General features: G+C 59.8%; 19 protein-coding genes. 7 read left to right on the top strand and 12 right to left on the bottom strand.

What is annotated here, in order from left to right; all coding sequences use genetic code 11:
- Positions 1-221: 221 nt before the first annotated feature.
- The 5 genes from gndA to ccoG all read right to left on the bottom strand — a co-directional run bounded on the left by gndA (position 222) and on the right by ccoG (position 6,343).
- Positions 222-1,652, bottom strand: a complete 1,431-nt coding sequence (gene gndA / locus V6R85_RS23030) for an NADP-dependent phosphogluconate dehydrogenase (protein ID WP_003502791.1) — start codon at positions 1,650-1,652, stop codon at positions 222-224.
- A 164-nt stretch (positions 1,653-1,816) separates the two neighbouring features.
- Positions 1,817-1,975, bottom strand: coding sequence for a cbb3-type cytochrome oxidase assembly protein CcoS (ccoS, locus tag V6R85_RS23025; protein WP_003502794.1), 159 nt, complete (start codon positions 1,973-1,975; stop codon positions 1,817-1,819).
- Complete coding sequence (locus V6R85_RS23020) at positions 1,972-4,266, bottom strand: copper-translocating P-type ATPase (RefSeq protein ID WP_111797806.1); 2,295 nt, start codon at positions 4,264-4,266, stop codon at positions 1,972-1,974. Before V6R85_RS23020 ends, ccoS begins: the two co-directional genes overlap by 4 nt.
- The gene (locus V6R85_RS23015) at positions 4,263-4,763 is read right to left on the bottom strand and encodes a FixH family protein (protein WP_111834416.1); all 501 of its coding nucleotides are present in this window, start codon (positions 4,761-4,763) and stop codon (positions 4,263-4,265) included. Before V6R85_RS23015 ends, V6R85_RS23020 begins: the two co-directional genes overlap by 4 nt.
- Positions 4,760-6,343 carry a cytochrome c oxidase accessory protein CcoG gene (gene ccoG / locus V6R85_RS23010; protein WP_111834417.1) on the bottom strand — a complete coding sequence of 528 codons (1,584 nt, stop codon included), beginning with the start codon at positions 6,341-6,343 and terminating at the stop codon, positions 4,760-4,762. Before ccoG ends, V6R85_RS23015 begins: the two co-directional genes overlap by 4 nt.
- 120 nt (positions 6,344-6,463) lie before the next feature.
- Here ccoG and V6R85_RS23005 point away from each other — a divergent pair, with 120 nt between their 5' ends.
- Genes V6R85_RS23005 through V6R85_RS22995 form a run of 3 tightly spaced genes read left to right on the top strand, consistent with a single transcriptional unit; the run spans position 6,464 to position 7,698 of the window.
- Positions 6,464-6,868, top strand: coding sequence for an SRPBCC family protein (locus V6R85_RS23005; protein ID WP_060725811.1), 405 nt, complete (start codon positions 6,464-6,466; stop codon positions 6,866-6,868).
- Positions 6,869-6,878: 10 nt separating this feature from the next.
- Positions 6,879-7,235, top strand: coding sequence for a VOC family protein (locus V6R85_RS23000; RefSeq protein WP_003502804.1), 357 nt, complete (start codon positions 6,879-6,881; stop codon positions 7,233-7,235).
- A 16-nt stretch (positions 7,236-7,251) separates the two neighbouring features.
- On the top strand, positions 7,252-7,698 hold the full coding sequence (locus V6R85_RS22995) for a VOC family protein (RefSeq protein WP_003502805.1): 447 nt from the start codon (positions 7,252-7,254) through the stop codon (positions 7,696-7,698).
- 56 nt (positions 7,699-7,754) lie between these two features.
- Here V6R85_RS22995 and ccoP read toward each other — a convergent pair whose 3' ends face one another.
- The 5 genes from ccoP to cobU all read right to left on the bottom strand — a co-directional run bounded on the left by ccoP (position 7,755) and on the right by cobU (position 11,929).
- On the bottom strand, positions 7,755-8,618 hold the full coding sequence (ccoP, locus tag V6R85_RS22990) for a cytochrome-c oxidase, cbb3-type subunit III (protein ID WP_003502808.1): 864 nt from the start codon (positions 8,616-8,618) through the stop codon (positions 7,755-7,757).
- 3 nt (positions 8,619-8,621) lie between these two features.
- Positions 8,622-8,774 carry a CcoQ/FixQ family Cbb3-type cytochrome c oxidase assembly chaperone gene (locus V6R85_RS22985; protein ID WP_003502810.1) on the bottom strand — a complete coding sequence of 51 codons (153 nt, stop codon included), beginning with the start codon at positions 8,772-8,774 and terminating at the stop codon, positions 8,622-8,624.
- Positions 8,775-8,787: 13 nt separating this feature from the next.
- Positions 8,788-9,519 (bottom strand): cytochrome-c oxidase, cbb3-type subunit II, encoded by a 732-nt coding sequence (ccoO, locus tag V6R85_RS22980; RefSeq protein WP_031234438.1) that lies wholly within the window; start codon positions 9,517-9,519, stop codon positions 8,788-8,790.
- Positions 9,520-9,529: 10 nt separating this feature from the next.
- Positions 9,530-11,176, bottom strand: coding sequence for a cytochrome-c oxidase, cbb3-type subunit I (gene ccoN, locus V6R85_RS22975; RefSeq protein WP_060725810.1), 1,647 nt, complete (start codon positions 11,174-11,176; stop codon positions 9,530-9,532).
- 231 nt (positions 11,177-11,407) lie between these two features.
- Positions 11,408-11,929, bottom strand: a complete 522-nt coding sequence (cobU, locus tag V6R85_RS22970; protein ID WP_111834418.1) for a bifunctional adenosylcobinamide kinase/adenosylcobinamide-phosphate guanylyltransferase — start codon at positions 11,927-11,929, stop codon at positions 11,408-11,410.
- A 501-nt stretch (positions 11,930-12,430) separates the two neighbouring features.
- Here cobU and V6R85_RS22965 point away from each other — a divergent pair.
- Positions 12,431-13,123, top strand: coding sequence for a DUF599 domain-containing protein (locus V6R85_RS22965; RefSeq protein ID WP_003502819.1), 693 nt, complete (start codon positions 12,431-12,433; stop codon positions 13,121-13,123).
- Between the two features lie 92 nt (positions 13,124-13,215).
- On the top strand, positions 13,216-14,181 hold the full coding sequence (locus V6R85_RS22960) for a heparan-alpha-glucosaminide N-acetyltransferase domain-containing protein (RefSeq protein ID WP_111834419.1): 966 nt from the start codon (positions 13,216-13,218) through the stop codon (positions 14,179-14,181).
- A 252-nt stretch (positions 14,182-14,433) separates the two neighbouring features.
- On the opposite strand, the gene V6R85_RS22955 is transcribed toward V6R85_RS22960, so the two are convergent.
- Together V6R85_RS22955 and mgtE are read right to left on the bottom strand one after the other, a co-directional pair.
- Positions 14,434-14,820: a MerR family transcriptional regulator gene (locus tag V6R85_RS22955; RefSeq protein WP_003495942.1), complete on the bottom strand. Its 387-nt coding sequence runs from the start codon at positions 14,818-14,820 to the stop codon at positions 14,434-14,436.
- Between the two features lie 71 nt (positions 14,821-14,891).
- Positions 14,892-16,319 carry a magnesium transporter gene (gene mgtE, locus V6R85_RS22950; protein WP_003502821.1) on the bottom strand — a complete coding sequence of 476 codons (1,428 nt, stop codon included), beginning with the start codon at positions 16,317-16,319 and terminating at the stop codon, positions 14,892-14,894.
- 393 nt (positions 16,320-16,712) lie between these two features.
- Here mgtE and V6R85_RS22945 point away from each other — a divergent pair, with 393 nt between their 5' ends.
- Together V6R85_RS22945 and V6R85_RS22940 are read left to right on the top strand one after the other, a co-directional pair.
- Entirely contained in the window at positions 16,713-19,013 is a 2,301-nt protein-coding gene (locus V6R85_RS22945; protein WP_162724163.1) for an FdhF/YdeP family oxidoreductase, read from the top strand.
- Entirely contained in the window at positions 19,013-19,318 is a 306-nt protein-coding gene (locus V6R85_RS22940) for a hypothetical protein (protein WP_111834420.1), read from the top strand. Before V6R85_RS22945 ends, V6R85_RS22940 begins: the two co-directional genes overlap by 1 nt.
- Positions 19,319-19,328: the final 10 nt, after the last annotated feature.

The raw sequence follows: 19,328 nt of genomic DNA, 5'->3' as shown, positions 1-19,328 counted from the left end.
CGTCGCCAAACGCTCGAATACGAGTAGAATCAACACCGTGCGCCATGTCCACCAAATTTAAACCGGACAGCAGTGGGCTTGACCCGAGGATCCATTGATCGCAATGGGCTGTGGATTCTCTGGTCAAGCCCGAGAATGACGAAGGAGAGGTTTCGACATATCCACCAAGCAAAAAGGGTCGGCTCAAAGCCGACCCTTTTGTCGTTTATAGTTTCAGCCGATCAGAAGATATCGGCGCCGCTGCCCCACGGGCCATGCGGCTTGTCGACGCCGTCGGTGCGTTCGAAACCATGTGCGCCAAAGAAGTCGCGTTGCGCCTGGATGAGGTTGGCGCTGCCGCGACCACGGCGATAGGCGTCGAAATAGCCAAGCGCCGAAGCCAGTGCCGAAACCGGCAGGCCGGAGAGAACGGCATAGGAAACAACACGGCGCAGCGGTGCGTCGGTATCCTTGACGATGCCGGAGAAGGCCGGCGTCACGATGAGGTTGGCCACATGCGGGTCCTTGGTGAAGGCCGAGGTGATCTCATCGAGGAATTCCGAGCGGATGATGCAGCCGGCGCGCCAGATGCGGGCGATCGTCGGCATCGGCAGGTTCCAGTTGAACTCCTTCGATGCGGCCGACATGATGGCGAAGCCCTGCGCATAGGCGCCGACCTTGGCGGCCAGAAGCGCGCTTTCGAGATCGGCGATGAAGGCCTTTTTGTCAGCGGGTGCCGGTGCAACGGTCGGTAGACCGAAGATCTTCTCGGCAGCTTCGCGCTCGTCCTTCTGCGAGGAGAGAATACGGGCAGCCACAGCCGCCTCGATGGCGGTTGCGGCGACGCCCATGTTCTGCGCCTCGATGACCGACCACTTGCCGGTGCCCTTCTGGCCGGCCTTGTCGAGGATCAGATCGACCATCGGCTTGCCGGTGATCGGATCGGCGGCGCGCAGAACCTTCTCGGTGATTTCGATCAGGTAGGAGTTCAGGCGGCCCTTGTTCCATTCGGCGAACACGTCGGCGATTTCGACTGCGCTCATGCCAAGGCCGTCACGCAGGATGCCGTAGATTTCGGCGATCATCTGCATGTCGGCATATTCGATGCCGTTATGGATCGTCTTGACGAAATGGCCGGCGCCGTCATTGCCGAGCCATGCCACGCACGGATCATCGTTGTACTTGGCGGAAATGGAGGTCAGCACCTTCTCGACACGCTTCCAGCTATCCTCGGTCCCGCCAACCATGATCGACGGTCCATGGCGGGCACCTTCTTCGCCGCCGGAAACACCCATGCCGATAAAGGTCAGGCCGCTATCCTTCAGATTGTCGAAACGGCGGATCGTATCGCGGAAATTCGCATTGCCCGCATCGATCATGATGTCGCCGTTAGAAAGATGGGGTTTAAGGATTTCCATCTGCTGGTCGACAGGGTCACCAGCCTTGATCATGATGATGATCGGGCGCGGAGGACGAATGGCGGCGACGAATTCCTCGATGGTTTCGCAGGGGATCAGCTGTCCCTGCAAGTCCCCGGCTTCAGCGTAGAATTTTTTCGTCGCTTCAGGGGTTCGGTTGAATACGGCAATCTTGTTGCCCTTTTCCGCGATGTTCAACGCCAGGTTCGAGCCCATGACGCCGAGACCGATCAAACCGATTTCTGCCTGTTCCACGGATGTGCCTCCATCTTGCTTTAAGGTGGTCGTGTTGTGGCACTGTAATGAACAAACGGCAAGGCTAGCCGCGACTGAAACGATTAAATTTTGATGACGCAAATCAGCTTTGCATATTTGCGACAGGTCAGAGCCGGCTCTAAACGACAGGCCCACCTCGCCTCCTATGATCGCCGGGGTCGGTCGTCGCCGTCATCCAGCGCACGCCAGGCGGCCCCGTCCATATCCTCATACTGGCCAGAGCGCACCGACCAGAGGAAGGCGAAAAGGCCGAGCGCCCCCAGAAACAGCGCGACCGGAATGAGATAGATCAGCATGTTCATGCCAGTTGCGCCCCCTCTCCCGCATATCCTGTTTTTACGTTGTTCCGAGGACGCACGGTTTCAGCCGTGCCGGCAAGACGCAACGCATTGGCGACGACGATCAGCGAGGATGTCGACATGGCGATGGCCGCGATCATCGGCGTCGCATAACCGGCAATCGCAATCGGCACGGCGATGACATTATAGCCGATGGCGAGAGCGAAGTTCTGCCGGATGAGCCTTCCGGCCCGCTGCGACGTCTCGATCGCAAAGGGCACGGCATCGAGATCCTCCTGCATGAACACGAAATCAGCGGCCTGCCGGCCGATATCGGCGGCGGTGGCGGGCGCCATGGAAACATGGGCGGCGGCAAGCGCCGGCGCATCGTTGATGCCGTCTCCCACCATCAGCACCCTGCGACCCTCGCCGGCGAGCGCAGCGCAGCGCGCCGCCTTGTCCCTCGGCGAAAGGTCTGCACTCCAGTTGCCGATCCCCAGCCGCTGCGCCATGGCGCTGACAGCCGCCGCCCGGTCACCCGAGACGATTTCCTGCGCAAGGCCCCGCACTGAGAGGCTGCGCAATGCCGCAACTGCACCTGCGCGCGGATTGTCCTCGAAGCCGAAGCTCGCCAGATGCCGGCCGTCAAGGGACAGCACGACTTCCGACCGCGCATCGCCATTGTCGACGCCCGCGTCGTCATCCGGGCAGGCGAAACGGCGATTGCCGAGCCGGTAGGTTCCGGCTTCCGTCTCAGCCTCAACGCCGGAGCCGGGAATTTCCCGCACTGCCTCATAGGTCGTCATGGCGCCGTTATAGGCGGCATACAGGGCTTTCGAGAGGGGATGGCGCGAATGGGCGGCAAGCCCCGCAGCAATCGCCATGGTGGCCGGCTTCACATCACCTGTCTCGACCAGTCTCGGCTTTCCAACGGTCAGGGTGCCTGTCTTGTCGAACAGCACGGTATCGATTTCGGCCAGCCGCTCCATGGCCGAGCCTTCCTTGACCATGATGCCGTGCCGGAAGAGCCTGCCTGCCGCCACCACCTGCACGACGGGAACGGCAAGGCCAAGCGCACAGGGGCAGGTTATGATGAGAACCGCTATGGCGATCAGCATCGCCTGTTTCCAGTCGCCGCCGAAAAAGCCCCAGCCAAGAAATGTCACCAGCGCGAGAAGATGCACGACGGGCGAATAATAGCTCGCGGCGCGATCAGCGATGCGCCGATACCGCGCCCGGCCGCCTTCCGCCGCCTCCATAAGCCCGATCACCTCCGACAGGAAGGACTCCTTTGCCGAGGCGGTTACCCGCGCGATCAGCGAACCGGTGAGGTTGAGCGTACCGGCCTGCAGGCTGTCACCTGCCGTAACGCGGCGCGGTGCGCTTTCGCCGTTGACGATGGACATGTCGAGATCGCTGCTGCCGGAGACGACCACGGCATCCACCGCCACACGGTCCCCGGCGGCAATCGTTATCGACATTCCGGGTTGGACATCGGCAAGCTGGCGGTATTCCCGCGTTCCATCCTCACCGATCACGGTCGCGCCGCGCGGCGAAAGCCTTGCAAGCCCGGCAATGGCCGAACGCGCCTTGTCGCGCATGATATGGTCAAGCGTGCGGCCGATCAGCAGGAAGAACAGCAGCGACACGGTCGCGTCGAACCACGCATGTTCACCGTGATGGATCGTTTCCCACAGCGAAACGGCATAGGAGAGCGTGATGGCGAGCGCAATCGGCACATCCATATTGGTGCGGCCGTGTTTCAGCGCATTCCAGGCCGACTGGTAAAAGAAGCGGCCACCATAGATCAGCGCCGGCGCGGCGATCATCGCCGAAATCCAGTGGAACATGTCGCGCGTCGCCGCATCCGCGCCTGACCAGACGGAGACGGAAAGGAGCATGATATTGGCGGAGGCAAAACCGCACAGCGCCACCGCCCTGATCAATTGCGAACGCAAGGCGTCGGAAGCATCCTGACCGCTGGCGAAAAGATGCGTGCGATATCCGGTCGAAAGAATGGCGCGGGCGAGATCGGAAGGATCGGTCCTGACGCCATCGACCTCTTCCTTCCAGACGATTGCGACGCGTTTGGACGACAGGTTCACGCGCGCCCGCTCCACCTGGCGGAGACGGCTAAGCGCGGTTTCGATGGTGGTGATGCAGGCGCCGCAATAGACATCCGGCACGCTGAGATCAGTCTGCCGCAGCCCCTGCCCCAGATCGCGGCTCGCCAGCAGCAATTCCTCCGACGATGGTGGATTGACCGGTTCGCCAAGCTGAAGCGAACCTTCCGTTCCCGGTGCGCAGCAGCTCATTTGCGCCCCCTGATGACGGCGATCCGCGTCCCCTCATGCACGATGATCCGGCCATCCTTGACGGCGGTGACCTCGACGATCCACTGGCCGGGCAGCATGTCATGCACACCGGTGAAGACGCCGGTGGAAAGCGGGGTGAGCTCCATGTCGAAATTCTGGCTTTCACCGACCGGCCGGCGGAAATGCGCCGTCACCGTATCCGTATCGACGGGCCCCTTATCCGGATGGAAAACCTCATAGCGTACGGTCTTTTCGTCCACCACGAGCTTGCCCTTGATGCCAGTCGCGGCCCGTGCCTTGGCGGCTTCCGCCTTGGCGTTGAACTGCTGGCTGGCGACATAGGTATTGGGCACGACAAGCCCGCTCCAGCTGTTCACCGCATTCCAGGCCATGATCATGTTGACCGTGATGATGGTGCCGAAGAACAGCAGCATGACGCCGAGCATGTGCCAGCCGGTAAAAGTGAAGCCGGATGTCTGGCGATTGTTCACGGTCATTTTTTCACTCCCGGAGCGTTGAAGACAGCATCGTAACGGGCCGTCTCATGGCCGCCCGTATCGCTGACGATGAATTCGAAATTTTCAGCCGTTCGCGCGACATCCTTGCCAGGCAGGGTGACAAAGACCTTCAGCGTCGTCGCCTCATCCGGTTCGACCGTAACGTTGAAAGTGCGCGAGACCGTATCCGGCATGCCGTTTATCTTCATCACCGCATTCGGGATGCCCTCGATGGTGAGGCTCATCATGCGCGGCTGCGGCACCATGTTGAGAATGCGCACGGTATAGCCGTTGCGGATCGAACCGTTCGATTCCAGCACATATTGCGGATTGCGGTCGTGCAGGACGTTGAGCGCCAGCCGCTCGCGCGTCACCAGCGCAAACAGCATGCCGATGCCGACCGCCGACCAGATGGCCGTATAAAGCAGCGTGCGCGGCCGGAAGACGATGCGCCAGTTGAAGTGGCGGATGCTCTTCCTGAAGCTGCCATCCTCCTCGCGCACATTGGCAGGCCGGATGGCGTGCGCACCGTTGCCGGTCGCCAGCGCCATGTTGGACTGGTATTCCGCAAGCGTCGCATAGGCGATCAGCCCGCGCGGTTTGCCGATCTTGTCCATCACCCCGTCGCAGGCGTCGATGCAGAGCGCGCAGGTGATGCATTCCAGCTGTTGCCCGTCCCTGATGTCGATGCCCATGGGACAGACGGCGACACAGGCGTTGCAATCGACGCAATCGCCGATGCTCTCGCCCGCCGCAGCGGCTTTTTTGGCGTGCCGCGAGCGCGGTTCGCCGCGCCAGTCATTATAGGTGACAACAAGCGAATTCTCATCCAGCATCGCCGCCTGGATGCGTGGCCAGGGACACATGTAGGTACAGACCTGCTCCCGCATCAGCCCGCCGAAAACATAGGTGGTGGCGGTAAGCGTGGCGACGGTCGAATAGGCGATCATCGGCGCCTGTCCCGTCATGAACTGCATCGCCAGCGTCGGCGCATCGGCGAAATAGAAAATCCAGGCGCCGCCGGTCAGAACGCCAATCACCAGCCAGATCGCATGTTTCAGCACGCGCTTGCGCAATTTGCCGAATGTAAGGGGCGCGGCGTCCAGTTTCATGCGGGCGTTCCTGTCACCCTCTATCGCCCGTTCAACCACCAGAAACAGATCGACCCAGACGGTCTGTGGACAGGTATAACCGCACCATGCGCGCCCCACGGCTGAGGTGACGAGAAACAGCCCCAGCCCCGCCATGACCAGCAATCCCGCAACGAAAAAGAACTCCTGCGGCCAGATTTCGATGAAGAAGAAATAAAAGCGCCGGTTGGCGATATCGATCAGCACTGCCTGATCGGGTGCATAAGGCCCCCTGTCCCAGCGCAGGAACGGCGTCAGATAATAGATGCCGAGGGTGACGAGCATCACCAGCCATTTGAACCGCCGGAACCGACCTTCCGCGCGCTTGGGAAAAATCTTCTTGCGGGCTTCGTAGAGCGGTTTGCGCGTTTTTGCGGAATTGACGGCTTCCGCCTCCAGCCTTTCGACGGGCTGTTGCGGGCTGTCCTGTCCGGCGCGATAGATGTTCATGGTAAGATGTCCGTTTTTATCTCCTTGCTTTCTCCCATCTCCCCGGTGAAACATCCTTGACTTACATCAAGTGACGACAAAGTGGCGCAGTATGGGAACGCGCCGCCAAGGGAGGATGAAATGCCTGTCATGCAGTCGAGAATCATTCATCTGTCGATCGAAAAACCCTGGGCCCAGGTCTACGACTTCGCCTCCGACCCGCAGAACATGCCCAGCTGGGCCGCAGGCCTTGCGGGCGGCCTCAAATCCGATGGCGAGGACTGGATCGCCGAGGGCGGACCGCTTGGCGAGGTGCGCGTCAATTTTGCGCCCGCAAACGAATTCGGCGTCATCGACCATGTCGTGACATTGCCGGATGGCATCAAGGTTTATAACGCGCTACGGGTGACGCCGAACGGCAGCGGTACGGAGGTGAGTTTCACCCTCCTTCGCCTTCAGGACATGACGGACGAGGATTTCGAGCAGGATGCAAGAGCGATCACGGCCGATCTCGAAACGCTGAAGGTGCTGCTCGAAAAGGACTGATGGAGGAACGATGACCACGAATACAAACGACCGGCGGATCGACTATGTCGAATTCAACGTCACCGATATCGAGCGCAGCAAGGAATTTTACGGCGGCGCCTTCGGCTGGTCCTTCAAGGATTACGGTCCGCAATATTGCGAGTTTTCCGACGGCCGGCTGACCGGCGGTTTTACCACCACGGCACCCGTCTCGGCCAAAGGCGGGCCGCTCGTGATTCTCTACGCCGCCGATATCGAGGATGCCCAGCGCCGCGTCGAGGCCGCCGGCGGCCAGATCAGCGTCGCGCTTTTCGAGTTTCCCGGCGGACGCCGTTTTCATTTCACCGATCCGGATGGATACGAACTAGCAGTCTGGTCGAAAAACTGATTGGCAGGAGCCCGTCATGACTTTGACAACGCCGCCTTTTTCGTTGGTCGGTATCGATCATATCGTCTTCATCGTCGACGACATGATGCGGGCGCTCGATTTTTACCGGAACGTGCTGGGGTGTAGGGATGGTTACTCTTACCCTGCTCTCGGGATGGAACAAGTCTGGTGCGGAAATGCCTTGATCGTGCTGTGGGATGTCACGCATCCCGGTGGCACAAAGGCTGCTCCGCCCGTCGCCGGAGGACGTAATGTCGATCACATCTGCATAGCGACCGGTCCTCTGAACCATGATGCACTTCGCGCACATCTGGCGAAATTTAACGTCACGATAGAACAGGAAGCCTTTCACGGCGGCGCGAGAGGAATGGGACATTCGTTCTATTTCCGTGATCCCTTCGGCAACAAGATCGAGTTGAAGGGACCAGCCGAATATCCGGATGGACGGGCGGAAAACGCCTGATCTAAACAATAAAAAAGGGCGCCTCCCCGGCGCCCCTTCTTTACATTCCGCTTGCTTCACTCGCCCCCACCAAGCGAATGCACGAAGATCGCCAACTGCTTGACCGTCGTATCGCCAAGGCGCTCACCCCAGGCGGGCATGACGCCATGCTTGGGCGAACGGATCTGCGCGACGATGCCCTCTTCTCCATGCGCCTTCAGCCAGATCGCATCGGCGAGGTTCGGTGCACCGAACTCGCGGTTACCCTTGGCATCCTCGCCGTGGCACGAAGCGCAATTGTCGGCAAAGACCTGCTTGCCGGGTTCCACCAGCGCCGGGTTGGCGGGCTTTCCCGTCAGGCTGACGACGTAAGCCGCAACCTCGCGGATTTCGTCCGACTTGAGAATATCGCCGAAGGCCGGCATTTCCGACGCGCGCGTGTCAGCATCATCTGCAAAACGGATGCCGTGCTTCACCGTCGTGTAGATGTCGTCAACGCTGCCGCCCCACATCCAGTCGTCATCATTGAGGTTGGGATAACCCTGCCCGCCTTCCGCACCAGAACCGTGACACTGAATGCAATTGACCTTGAAAGCGGCCGCACCGCCGGAAAGGGCAAATTGCATCAGGGTCGGATCGGCCTGAATATCGGCAAGCGACGACTTGGCGATCTTGTCGACAAAAACGCTCTGCGACTGTTTTGCATCGGCGATTTCGGCGGCGATCTCACCACGGCTGCTCCAACCGAGCAGCCCTTGCGTCGCCCCGTTGATCAGCGGCCATGCCGGATAGGCGATGGTATAGCCGATGGCCCAGAGGATCGTGAAGTAGAAGGTCCAGACCCACCAGCGCGGCATGGGATTGTTCAGCTCACGGATACCGTCCCATTCATGGCCGGTGGTTTCGACGCCGCTGATGTCATCAATGTGTTTTTCGGACATATCCTAGTCCTCCTTGAGCGGAATGCTGGCGGCATCGTCCGCGGCCTTCTTCGAGCCGGGGCGAAGGGTGAAAACGACGACGCCGGCGAAGAACAGGGTCATGGCAAGCAGGCCCCAGCTGTCGGCGAAGTGGCGCATGGCCGTGTAGGTTTCCATGGCTTACACCTCCTCACCGGTATCCGGCGGCATCGTCATAGGTCGAAAAATCGACCAGCGTGCCGAGCATCTGCAGATAGGCGACCAGCGCATCCATTTCGGTAAGCTTGGTCGGGTCGCCATCGAAATCGCCCACCTTCGCCTTGGGATACCGCGCCAGGAGTTCCGACGAATCCGCATTCGGGTCGGCCTGGGCGGCAAGATCGGCCGCGGATTTCTCGATCATCTCGTCGCTATAGGGCACACCAACGGCGCGGTTGGCCTTCAGCTCCATGGAGACGTCGGTGATCTTCAGCGGCGTGGTCTTGAGGAACGCATAGGACGGCATGATCGATTCCGGCACCACCGAGCGCGGATCGGCCAGATGCTGCACGTGCCATTCGTTCGAATAGCGGTCACCGACGCGCGCGAGGTCCGGCCCCGTGCGCTTGGAACCCCACTGGAACGGATGGTCATACATGGATTCCGCCGCCAGGCTATAGTGCCCGTAACGCTCCACCTCGTCGCGGAACGGACGGATCATCTGGCTGTGGCAGACATAACATCCCTCGCGGATGTAGATGTTGCGCCCGGCCAGCTCCAGCGGCGTGTAGGGCCGCATGCCCTCCACCTTCTCGATGGTGTTTTCGAGATAGAAGAGCGGTGCGATTTCCACGATGCCGCCGATCGAGACGACCAGCAGGGAGCCGACCAGAAGCAGCGTGGCGTTGCGTTCGATGACGCCGTGTTTGTCGAGTATGGACATCGGCCTCTCCTTATTCAGCAGGCTGCAGCGAACGGGTTTCGGCGGGCTGCGCCGAAACTTCGGCATCCTTGCGGACGCCTTCGTCGCGTTGATGACCGAGGATGGTCATCGTGACGTTGTAGGCCATGATCAGCGCGCCGCTGAGGAACATCAGGCCGCCCAATGCACGCATCACGTAATAGGGGAACAGCGCTGCGACCGATTCCGCGAAGGAATAGACGAGGAAGCCCTGGCTATCATATTCGCGCCACATCAGCGCCTGCTGGATGCCGGCCACCCACATGACGGCGGCGTAGACGACGATGCCGAGCGTGGCGAGCCAGAAGTGCCAGTTGACCAGCTGCAGGCTGTAGAGACGCTCCCTGCCCCATAGTTTCGGCGTCAGGTAATAGATCGCGCCGAAGGTGATCATGCCGTTCCAGCCGAGTGCGCCGGAATGCACGTGGCCAATGGTCCAGTCGGTATAGTGGCTGAGCGAATTGACGGCCTTGATCGACATCATCGGACCTTCGAAGGTCGCCATGCCGTAGAAGGCAACGGCCATCACCATCATGCGCACGACAGGGTCCGTGCGGATCTTGTCCCATGCGCCCGAAAGCGTCATCAGACCGTTGATCATGCCGCCCCACGAGGGCATCCACAGCATGACCGAGAACACCATGCCGAGCGTCTGCGCCCAGTCCGGCAGCGCGGTATAATGCAGATGGTGGGGGCCGGCCCAGATATACATGAAGATCAGCGCCCAGAAGTGAATGATCGACAGGCGGTAGGAATAGACCGGACGGTTCACCTGCTTCGGAATGAAATAATACATCATGCCGAGGAAGCCGGCGGTGAGGAAGAAGCCGACGGCATTGTGGCCATACCACCATTGCGTCAGCGCATCCTGCACGCCCGAAAAGGCCGAGTAGCTCTTGACGCCAAGGAACGAGACCGGAATGGCGAGATTATTGACGATATGCAGCATGGCAATCGTTACGATGAATCCCAGGTAGAACCAGTTCGCCACATAGATATGCGGCTCCTTGCGCATGAAGATCGTGCCAAGGAAGGCGACGAGATAGGCAACCCAGACGATGGTCAGCCAGATATCGACATACCATTCCGGCTCCGCATATTCGCGACCCTGGGTAATACCGAGCAGGTAGCCGGTGGCGGCCATGACGATGAAGAGATTATATCCCCAGAACACGAACCAGCCGAGATTGCCGCCGAAGAGGCGCGCGCGACAGGTTCTCTGCACCACGTAGAAAGACGTGGCAATCAGCGCATTTCCCCCGAAAGCGAAGATCACCGCTGATGTGTGCAGCGGCCGCATGCGGCCGAAATTGAAATAGGGCGCGATGTTGAGATCGGGAAAGGCGAGTTGCAGCGCCACCACGACACCCACCAGAAAACCGACGACACCCCAGAACACGGTGGCGATGACGCCGTATTTCACCACCTCATCGAAATATTCCGACTTGAGGCGCGCACGCGCCGCCTGATCGACAGGCGCAAAGGAGACACGGCGCAGCAGAAGCACCGTGCTGACCAGAAGTGTAAAGAACAGCACCCACATATGGGCAGCGAAAAGACTGTCATGGGCAAAGGCTGCCCCGAGCAACGCGAGAAAGGCCCCGAGGGCCACGATCGCGGTTTCTAACGTGTAATTCATTGTTGGTTTCCCCCAACGTGCAAGCCGACCGACGAAAGGCACGGCACGCGCCTGGGAGAGCGGGAACGCGCCTTTGCGTCGGTTGGAGCATTGCCACCGCGCGGGAAAGCCCACCTTGATCCAGATCAAGAATGCAAAGCTGTCGCAGCCCCGGCAAAACAGGGCGCGGCTCTACGAGAGGAATTTGCGTAAAAGCAAAAAACGCAGGGCGATATCGACCAGGGTGTCGTCTCAGCCCTTCATCTTCAGGGGCAGCCCGGCGGCGACAAAATAGACCTCGCCGGCAATTGCCGCGATTCGCTGATGCAGGCGGCCGGCGTGATCGCGGAATTCACGCGCCATGCGATTTTCAGGCACGATGCCGAGACCCACTTCATTGGAGACGAATATCAGCGTCGCCTGCGACGATATGATCGCCGCCTCAACTGCGGTGAAGGCAGCCTCGATATCGGCATTCTCCATCATCAGATTGGTGAGCCACAGGGTGAGGCAGTCGATGAGAATGACATTTCCCGCGTCGTCGAGCCGCTGCAGAACGGCGGCGATATCGACCGGCGCTTCATGGGTGGTCCATTCCCCGCCGCGCCGCTCCTGATGATGGCTGATGCGGTCGCGCATCTCGTCATCCCATGCTCGCCCGGTGGCGAGGTAATGCAGGCGTCCGCCGGATTTTCCCGCAAGTTCCTCGGCAAAACGCGATTTGCCGGAGCGCGCGCCGCCAAGAATGAAAACGGAGCGGTTTTTATCTGTCATGGGAAACCTGAAGGAAAAGAATGAATCGGACCGGCATCTTTGCGGTGACGCAAGCCAGGGACAGGCGGTCATGAAGGGAACGATTCGTAGAAAAAGGCGTCCCCCGGTTGTTCATGCCGGACTGCCGCTGATACCGGACCGGAGAAACAAGACCTGCCCGCAGGATGCGGGACATGGAAAGCCCTGATTACCCCGGATACCGGAAACACCGGTCCTGATGAAAGGCTAGGTGCGAAATGCCATCCTGTCAATCGGCGGGTGACCGTGCCGGGATTTACGCGGAACCGGTACGCAAAACCTTACCCGGAACCGGCAGACCTGTCGTCCGCAAGTGGATTGATAAAGCGACTTGGTTACCGGAAAGTTAGCGAAAAACCGAATGATGAAACCGCAACGCCGAAGGAGAATATCGAGTGACGGCAGTCACCGCCATTGCCTTGCCATGGCCTTCAAATCAATATGCTTTCGAAGATTCGCAAACAGTAAGGTGGCCTGCCCGTGATGACCGTCATGGACTATATCTCGATCGTCGTTTTCATCCTGCTATGGGCCATCTATACCCATGTAACGACGGGAACGAGGCTGTTTTCGAGAGCCAGCCTCAATCAGGCCATGGCCGAGCGCCGTCGCCACTGGATTATGAATTCGCTGAAGCGCGACCTGAAGATGATCGACACGCAGATCATGGCCGGCCTGCAGAACGGCACCGCCTTTTTCGCCTCCACCTCCATCTTCGCCATCGGTGGATGTTTCGCTCTTCTGGGCGCGACCGAACAGGTCGAATCGGTGTTTCGCGACATGCCTTTCGTGCATTATGCCGGGCGCACGGCCTTCGAACTGAAGGTCATAGGGCTCACCTGTCTTTTCGGTTACTCCTTCTTCAAATTCGGCTGGTCCTACCGCCTGTTCAACTATTGCACAATCCTTTTCGGCGCCATCCCCATGGTCCACGATGTCAACGCGGATCGCGAGGCAGCGGAGCGGGCGGCCGAAAACGTCATAAAGATGAACATCATCGCTGCTAAGAACTTCAATGACGGCCTGCGGACGATCTTTCTGTCCATCGGTTATCTCGGCTGGTTCATCAGCCCCTATGTCTTCATTGCCAGTACGGTCATCATCATCGTGGCGCTGTTGCGCCGCCAGTTCTTTTCCGAGGCCCGGCGCGCGATCATGGAAGAAAACCAGCCTTGAAATAGCCGCACTTCAAGGGCCAAGCCCTCGGGTCATTTCGAGCGAATCCAAGTGAATGTTAGCTCCCTCGAAAGCTGAAAAAAGCGGGAAACATGGACACAGACGCAGCCGCAAACGAAAACCGCCGCAAGGGCCGCATCGGCGGTCTCGACACCCTGCGCGGGCTGGCCCTCATCGCCATGGCGTCCTATCACTTCACATGGAACCTGGAATATTTCGGCTATCTCGAACCCGGCACGGCGACGACAGGCCTGTGGAAACTCTATGCGCGCGGCATCGCCAGCTCGTTCCTGTTCCTGGCCGGTTTCAGCCTGTTTCTCGCCCATGGCAAGGGCGTGAACTGGCCGTCTTTCGGCAAACGTTTTGCGATGGTGGCCGGTTCGGCGCTGCTCATTACCGTCGCGACCTATTTTGCCTTTCCGGACAGTTTCATCTTCTTCGGTATATTGCACAATATCGCCGCCGCAAGCCTCGTGGGGCTGCTGTTCCTGCGAGCCCCTGCAGTCGTGACGCTGCTTTTTGCGGTGATCGCTTTCATCCTGCCGCAATATCTGCAATCCGAACTGTTCAACGCAAAATGGCTGGCCTGGATCGGTTTTTCCACCATGCCGCCCCGCTCGAACGATTATGTTCCACTGCTGCCCTGGCTTGCGCCCTTCCTCGCCGGGCTTGCGGTTTCGCAATTCGTCACGCCGCGCGATTGGCTCGATCGCTTTCGAAGCCCGAGTTCACCTCGCAACCTGATCGCCAGCGCCGGCCGCCACAGCCTCGCCTTTTACCTTATCCACCAGCCGGTGCTGATCGGCCTCGTTTACACCCTGTCGCTCATCGCTCCGCCTCCGCCTGTCGATCAGGTCGAGCTGTACAAATCGAGCTGTGAAAAAAGCTGCGTCGAGCAGGCAAACGGGCTGGAACTATGCCAGCGTTTCTGCGGCTGCACGCTGGAGAAGCTGCAGGCCGAAGACCTGTTCGATATGATGATGGAAGGCAAACTCAGCGCGGATCAGCAGACGAAGGTCAGCGAAGTGGCGCAGCAGTGTACGGCTGAGGCGCAATAGGGATAAACGTCAGGGCTTACGATCCATTTCTTCTCCCCGCCGGGGAGAAGGTGGCCCGAAGGGCCGGATGAGGGGGAACCCTCGCCGAACTATCTTTACCCTCGCCCCTTATCCCGCTGCCGCGACCTTCTCCCCGGTGGGGAGAAGAAATGAGCGAAACCCGCTCGTTCCATATGCAGCAAAAGTGGAAAGACTTCAGAGCCATTCTCGACGTTACGTTAACGGAGTAGCCAAACCGCTACAGGGCGGGGTTCACGTCCCCACGCCGATTTCGGCAAGCCGCGTCAGACAGGCTTCTTCGACATTGTCGAGTTCCGCCAGCGTCTCCTCGATGTCCTTGCGTTTTTGCCTGAGATCGGCGCGCTTTTCATCGACCTTCTTCATCAGAAGCACCAGTTGGCCCGATTCGCCCGGCGGCTCCTTGTAGACGTGAATGATTTCGCGAATTTCGGAGATGGTGAAACCGATACGGCGGCCGCGCAGGATTTCCTGAATGAGGCGGCGGTCCGCAGCCCTGAAAAGCCGGGTGCGCCCACGACGCTCAGGGTGAATAAGCCCCTCGTCCTCATAAAATCTCAAGGTACGGGTGGAAACACCGAATTCGCGTGTCAGTTCGGTTATGCTATAATACTTGTCCAAGGGCCTATCCGATTCATAACCGGATAATATTATTTGACCTTCACGTAAAAGTCAATTTTCGCCCGCTTCCCCTATCCGGAAATACCGTACCACCAGGTCGCGATCCCCAGAAAGGCGAAAAAGCCGACAATATCGGTCACCGCCGTGACGAAGACTGCCGAGGAGACGGCCGGGTCCGCTCCGAACTTGTCGAGCACCAGCGGAATGAGAATGCCCGCCAGCGCCGCCGCCAGCATGTTGAGACACATGGCCGTGGCGATGATGCCACCGATATGGATATCCTGAAACCAGACACCGGCGACAATGCCGATGGCGCAACCGAACAGCATGCCGTTCAGGATACCCACACCCGCCTCGCGCCTGATGATGCGGGCGGCGTTGTGAATATCGAGGCTTTTGGTGGCGAGCGCCCGCACCGACACCGTCATGGTCTGCGATCCGGCATTGCCGCCCATACCGGCCACCGCCGGCATCAGGATCGCCAGAGCGATAATCTGCTGGATCGTCGCATCGAACAGGCTGATGACCGAGGCGGACAGAAAGGCGGTAAGGAGATTGACGGCAAGCCAGGGCACACGCGAGCGCGAGGTGCTGACAATGCTATCAGACAGCTCTTCGTCACCGACACCGCCAAGGCGCAACAGATCCTCTTCGGCCTCTTCCTGAATGACGTCCACCACGTCATCGATGGTCAGCACGCCCACCAGCCGGCCGTTGTCATCGACTACGGCTGCGGAGAGAAGGTCGTATTGCTCAAAAAGCTGCGCGGCCTCTTCCTGGTCCATCTCGGCCGGAATGGAGTGGTTGGTCTCGTGCATGATCGTTTCGATCTTCACCTGACGCTTGGCGCGCAGCACGCGATCGAGATCAAGCGCACCGACCAGCTTGAACGTGGGATCGATAACGAAAATTTGCGAAAACGATTCCGGCAGTTCTTCTTCTTCGCGCAGATAATCGATGGTCTGCCCCACGGTCCAGAACGGCGGCACGGCCACGAATTCCGTCTGCATGCGGCGGCCGGCCGAACTTTCCGGATAATCCAGCGCCCGCATCAACCGCACGCGTTCGGTGAACGGCAGTTGCGAGAGAATATCCTCGCGGTCTTCGTCGTCGAGGTCCTCGAGAATATAGACGGCGTCGTCCGAATCCAGCTCGCCGATACCGGCGGCGATCTGCTCGTTCGACATCTGGTCGACGATATCGAGACGGATGCCCTCATCCACCTCGGTCAGCGCCGTCATGTCGAAATCGGAACCAAGAAGCCGCACCAGCGCATGGCGCTGTTCAGGCAGGATGGATTCCAGGAGGTCGCCGAGTTCCGATTCGTGCAGCCGCGCCACATTCTTGCGCAGGAAAAGCAGATCGCGGTCAGCGATCGCCGCACCCACCATCGTCAGAAAGTCGGAGCGCACAGACCCATCTTCGGCGTAAATATCGGAGGGCGCTTCCGTCGGCTTCACGTCCTCGGGCGCGACAGGATCGTCGTCACGGTCTGTCATCTGGCGTCCCCTCGTATTCAAATGCCGCAGTGCACGGATGCGCAGGCAGAATGGCGTTAAAAGGTATATTGTCAACAACCGGATAGCGGCAAATGAACAAGCTTTCCGACTGCGGCGCAAAATCCATTCAACATTCCTCTTCCTATTGGCCGGCAGGGTCTCAGCCAGCGGCCATAAGCATGTTTAGCCAATCTTTGCGGCTTGCTTTGCGACAACGTCCACCCCCTTTACGCCGTTCCCATTTCAAATGTCGAACGGGCAAATAAGGGTTTCACCGCAATGCACAATTAAGACATTGACAGGCGGTGTGGATCAGCGCTTTTGAAGTTGCTTTTGACAAACGACAAGCGCCGGCAGGCGGGCGCGAGAAGACATATCCCGGGAATCACAACCATGAGCAAGACGGATTTCATAGGCAAGGCATCCTCCGCCGCAGGTGGCTGGGGCGCACTCAAAAGCGTCGGCAAACGCCTTCTGGAATCCGGCGCACCGATTTCCGGCGCCCGCACACTTTTGAAGACCAACCAGCCGGATGGTTTCGACTGCCCGGGCTGCGCCTGGGGTGACCCAGAACACGGCTCCTCTTTCGAATTCTGCGAAAACGGCGTCAAGGCAGTGTCATGGGAAGCGACGGAGGCGCGCGTACCACCGGATTTCTTCGCCAGCCGCACCGTCTCCGAACTGCGCAGCTGGTCTGACTACGATCTGGAAAAACAGGGCCGCCTGACCCATCCCATGCGTTATGACCGGGCAAGCGACAGATATCTGCCCGTTTCCTGGGACGATGCCTTCGCCGAAATCGGTGACATCCTCAACAGTCTCGACAGCCCGGACCGGGCGGAGTTCTATACCTCCGGCCGCGCCTCCAACGAGGCCGCCTTCCTCTATCAGTTGATGGTCCGGCTCTACGGCACCAATAATTTCCCCGACTGCTCCAACATGTGCCACGAAGCGAGCGGCGTCGGCCTGAAGGAATCGATCGGCGTCGGCAAGGGCACCGTGCTGCTTGAGGATTTCGAGCAGACCGACGCCATTTTCGTCATCGGGCAAAATCCCGGCACCAACCATCCCCGCATGCTGGGCGACCTGCGCCGCGCCGCCCTTCGCGGCGCCCGGATCGCCGTCTTCAACCCCATCCGCGAAAAGGGTCTGGAGCGCTTTGCAGACCCGCAGGACAAGGTGGAGATGATTACCGGTGGCAGCACCCGCATCGCCACCAATTATTACCAGCCCCGGCAGGGCGGAGACATGGCGGCGGTGCGCGGCATGAGCAAGGCGGTCTTCGCCGCCGACGAGGCCGCAAGGGCGGCCGGCGAGCCTACCATTATCGATTATGACTTCATCGCCGAACATGCGGCGGAGTTCGAGGCCTATCGCGCCGCCGTTGAAGCGACGAGCTGGGAAAGCATCCTCGACCAGTCCGGCCTCACCCGCGCGGAGATCGAGGAAGCCGCCCGTATCTACATGAATGCCGGCTCGGTCATCACCACATGGGCCATGGGCGTCACCCAGCACCGTCACTCCGTCATCATCGTTCGAGAAATCGCCAATTTCATGCTGCTGCGCGGCAATGTCGGCCGTCCCGGCGCTGGCCTTTGCCCGGTGCGCGGCCATTCCAACGTGCAGGGTGACCGCACCGTCGGCATCGACGAAAAAGCACCGCCGGCGCTTCTCGACGCGCTGGAGAAGGAACTCGGCGCCCCTATGCCGCGCAGACCCGGCCACAATACCGTGGAAGCCGTCGCCGCGATGCTGGAGGGCAAGGCTCAGGCCTTCATCGCGCTTGGCGGCAATTTCATGCGCGCGACACCCGACAGCCCGCTGATTATCAAGGCTTTCGAAAAGCAGAAGCTGACCGTCAACATCGCCACCAAGCTCAACCATTCGCATCTGGTGCCGGGCGAAACCTCCTTCGTATTGCCCTGCCTCGGCCGAACGGAAATCGACCGCAATTCGGCCGGCCGCTCGCAGATCGTTACGGTGGAAGATTCCATGAGCATGGTGCACGGTTCCGGCGGCATCAATCCGCCGGCCTCGGAGGAGCTGCGTTCGGAAGTCGCCATCGTTGCCGGCATCGCCGAAGCAACGCTTGGCAATGCGCATCTCGACTGGAAGGCGCTTGCCGATGATTACGATCTCATCCGCGACATGATCGAGCGGGTCATTCCCGGTTTCGACAATTTCAACGAACGCGTCCGTGTGCCCCGCGGTTTTCATCTGCGCAATGCGGCGGCCGAACGGGAATGGAACACGCCGGCAAAAAAGGCCACCTTCTATAGCGGCCCCTTGCCGGAACAGACCGAACACCAGCAGGCGCTGATGCGTGATAACCTCTTCGTGCTGCAGACATTCCGCAGCCACGATCAATACAACACCACGATCTACGGCATGGATGACCGCTATCGCGGCGTCTATGGCGAACGCCACGTCATATTCATGAACCCTGGAGATATGGAAGCGCTCGGCGCCCATTCCCGCCAGCGCGTTGATGTCATCGGCGAATATGGCGATGGCATGGAGCGTATCGCGGAAGATTTCCGACTGGTGCCCTATAATATCCCGCGCGGCAGCGTCGGCGGTTATTACCCGGAACTGAACGTGCTGGTGCCGCTGTCGAGCTATGGCGAAGGCAGCTTCACGCCGACATCGAAATCGGTGCTCGTCTCCGTTCGCCTGCGCCCGAACGCCTCCTGATGGAAGAGGAGCAATCCGCCGCTGCGTTCATGGCGGCGGTGGAGCGGGTTCAGGAAAGCTCCTCACAGGCGCTGACGGCCACGGGCGCGGCGATCCTTCTGGCGGTTTATCTGAACATCGCCGCCGACAGCCGCAGCATCGCCAACCGGCTTGGGCTTGCACACGCCCTTATTCTGCGCGAAATCACTCTCCTGTCACCGCGTTTCGTACGGGTGATAAAACGCGACGCCCGCACCCAGCGCAGCTTTCTAGAGACGACTGAAGAAGGACAGGCGCTCGCCGCCGCCTCTTCATCCCGGATTTGAAACGAACGGA

Source organism: Agrobacterium sp. CCNWLW32, from assembly GCF_037083425.1.
Lineage (GTDB): Bacteria > Pseudomonadota > Alphaproteobacteria > Rhizobiales > Rhizobiaceae > Agrobacterium > Agrobacterium radiobacter.
Note: the sequence above shows the minus strand (reverse complement) of the source record. Positions and strands in the feature narration are given on the sequence as shown.

Excerpts from the sequence above, each read along its gene's own strand:
- ccoS (WP_003502794.1), bottom strand. The coding sequence starts at position 1,975 with ATGAACATGCTGATCTATCTCATTCCGGTCGCGCTGTTTCTGGGGGCG.
- V6R85_RS23020 (WP_111797806.1), bottom strand. The coding sequence starts at position 4,266 with ATGAGCTGCTGCGCACCGGGAACGGAAGGTTCGCTTCAGCTTGGCGAA.
- V6R85_RS23015 (WP_111834416.1), bottom strand. The coding sequence starts at position 4,763 with ATGACCGTGAACAATCGCCAGACATCCGGCTTCACTTTTACCGGCTGG.
- ccoG (WP_111834417.1), bottom strand. The coding sequence starts at position 6,343 with ATGAACATCTATCGCGCCGGACAGGACAGCCCGCAACAGCCCGTCGAA.
- V6R85_RS23005 (WP_060725811.1), top strand. The coding sequence starts at position 6,464 with ATGCCTGTCATGCAGTCGAGAATCATTCATCTGTCGATCGAAAAACCC.
- V6R85_RS23000 (WP_003502804.1), top strand. The coding sequence starts at position 6,879 with ATGACCACGAATACAAACGACCGGCGGATCGACTATGTCGAATTCAAC.
- V6R85_RS22995 (WP_003502805.1), top strand. The coding sequence starts at position 7,252 with ATGACTTTGACAACGCCGCCTTTTTCGTTGGTCGGTATCGATCATATC.
- ccoP (WP_003502808.1), bottom strand. The coding sequence starts at position 8,618 with ATGTCCGAAAAACACATTGATGACATCAGCGGCGTCGAAACCACCGGC.
- V6R85_RS22985 (WP_003502810.1), bottom strand. The coding sequence starts at position 8,774 with ATGGAAACCTACACGGCCATGCGCCACTTCGCCGACAGCTGGGGCCTG.
- ccoO (WP_031234438.1), bottom strand. The coding sequence starts at position 9,519 with ATGTCCATACTCGACAAACACGGCGTCATCGAACGCAACGCCACGCTG.
- ccoN (WP_060725810.1), bottom strand. The coding sequence starts at position 11,176 with ATGAATTACACGTTAGAAACCGCGATCGTGGCCCTCGGGGCCTTTCTC.
- cobU (WP_111834418.1), bottom strand. The coding sequence starts at position 11,929 with ATGACAGATAAAAACCGCTCCGTTTTCATTCTTGGCGGCGCGCGCTCC.
- V6R85_RS22965 (WP_003502819.1), top strand. The coding sequence starts at position 12,431 with ATGACCGTCATGGACTATATCTCGATCGTCGTTTTCATCCTGCTATGG.
- V6R85_RS22960 (WP_111834419.1), top strand. The coding sequence starts at position 13,216 with ATGGACACAGACGCAGCCGCAAACGAAAACCGCCGCAAGGGCCGCATC.
- mgtE (WP_003502821.1), bottom strand. The coding sequence starts at position 16,319 with ATGACAGACCGTGACGACGATCCTGTCGCGCCCGAGGACGTGAAGCCG.
- V6R85_RS22945 (WP_162724163.1), top strand. The coding sequence starts at position 16,713 with ATGAGCAAGACGGATTTCATAGGCAAGGCATCCTCCGCCGCAGGTGGC.
- V6R85_RS22940 (WP_111834420.1), top strand. The coding sequence starts at position 19,013 with ATGGAAGAGGAGCAATCCGCCGCTGCGTTCATGGCGGCGGTGGAGCGG.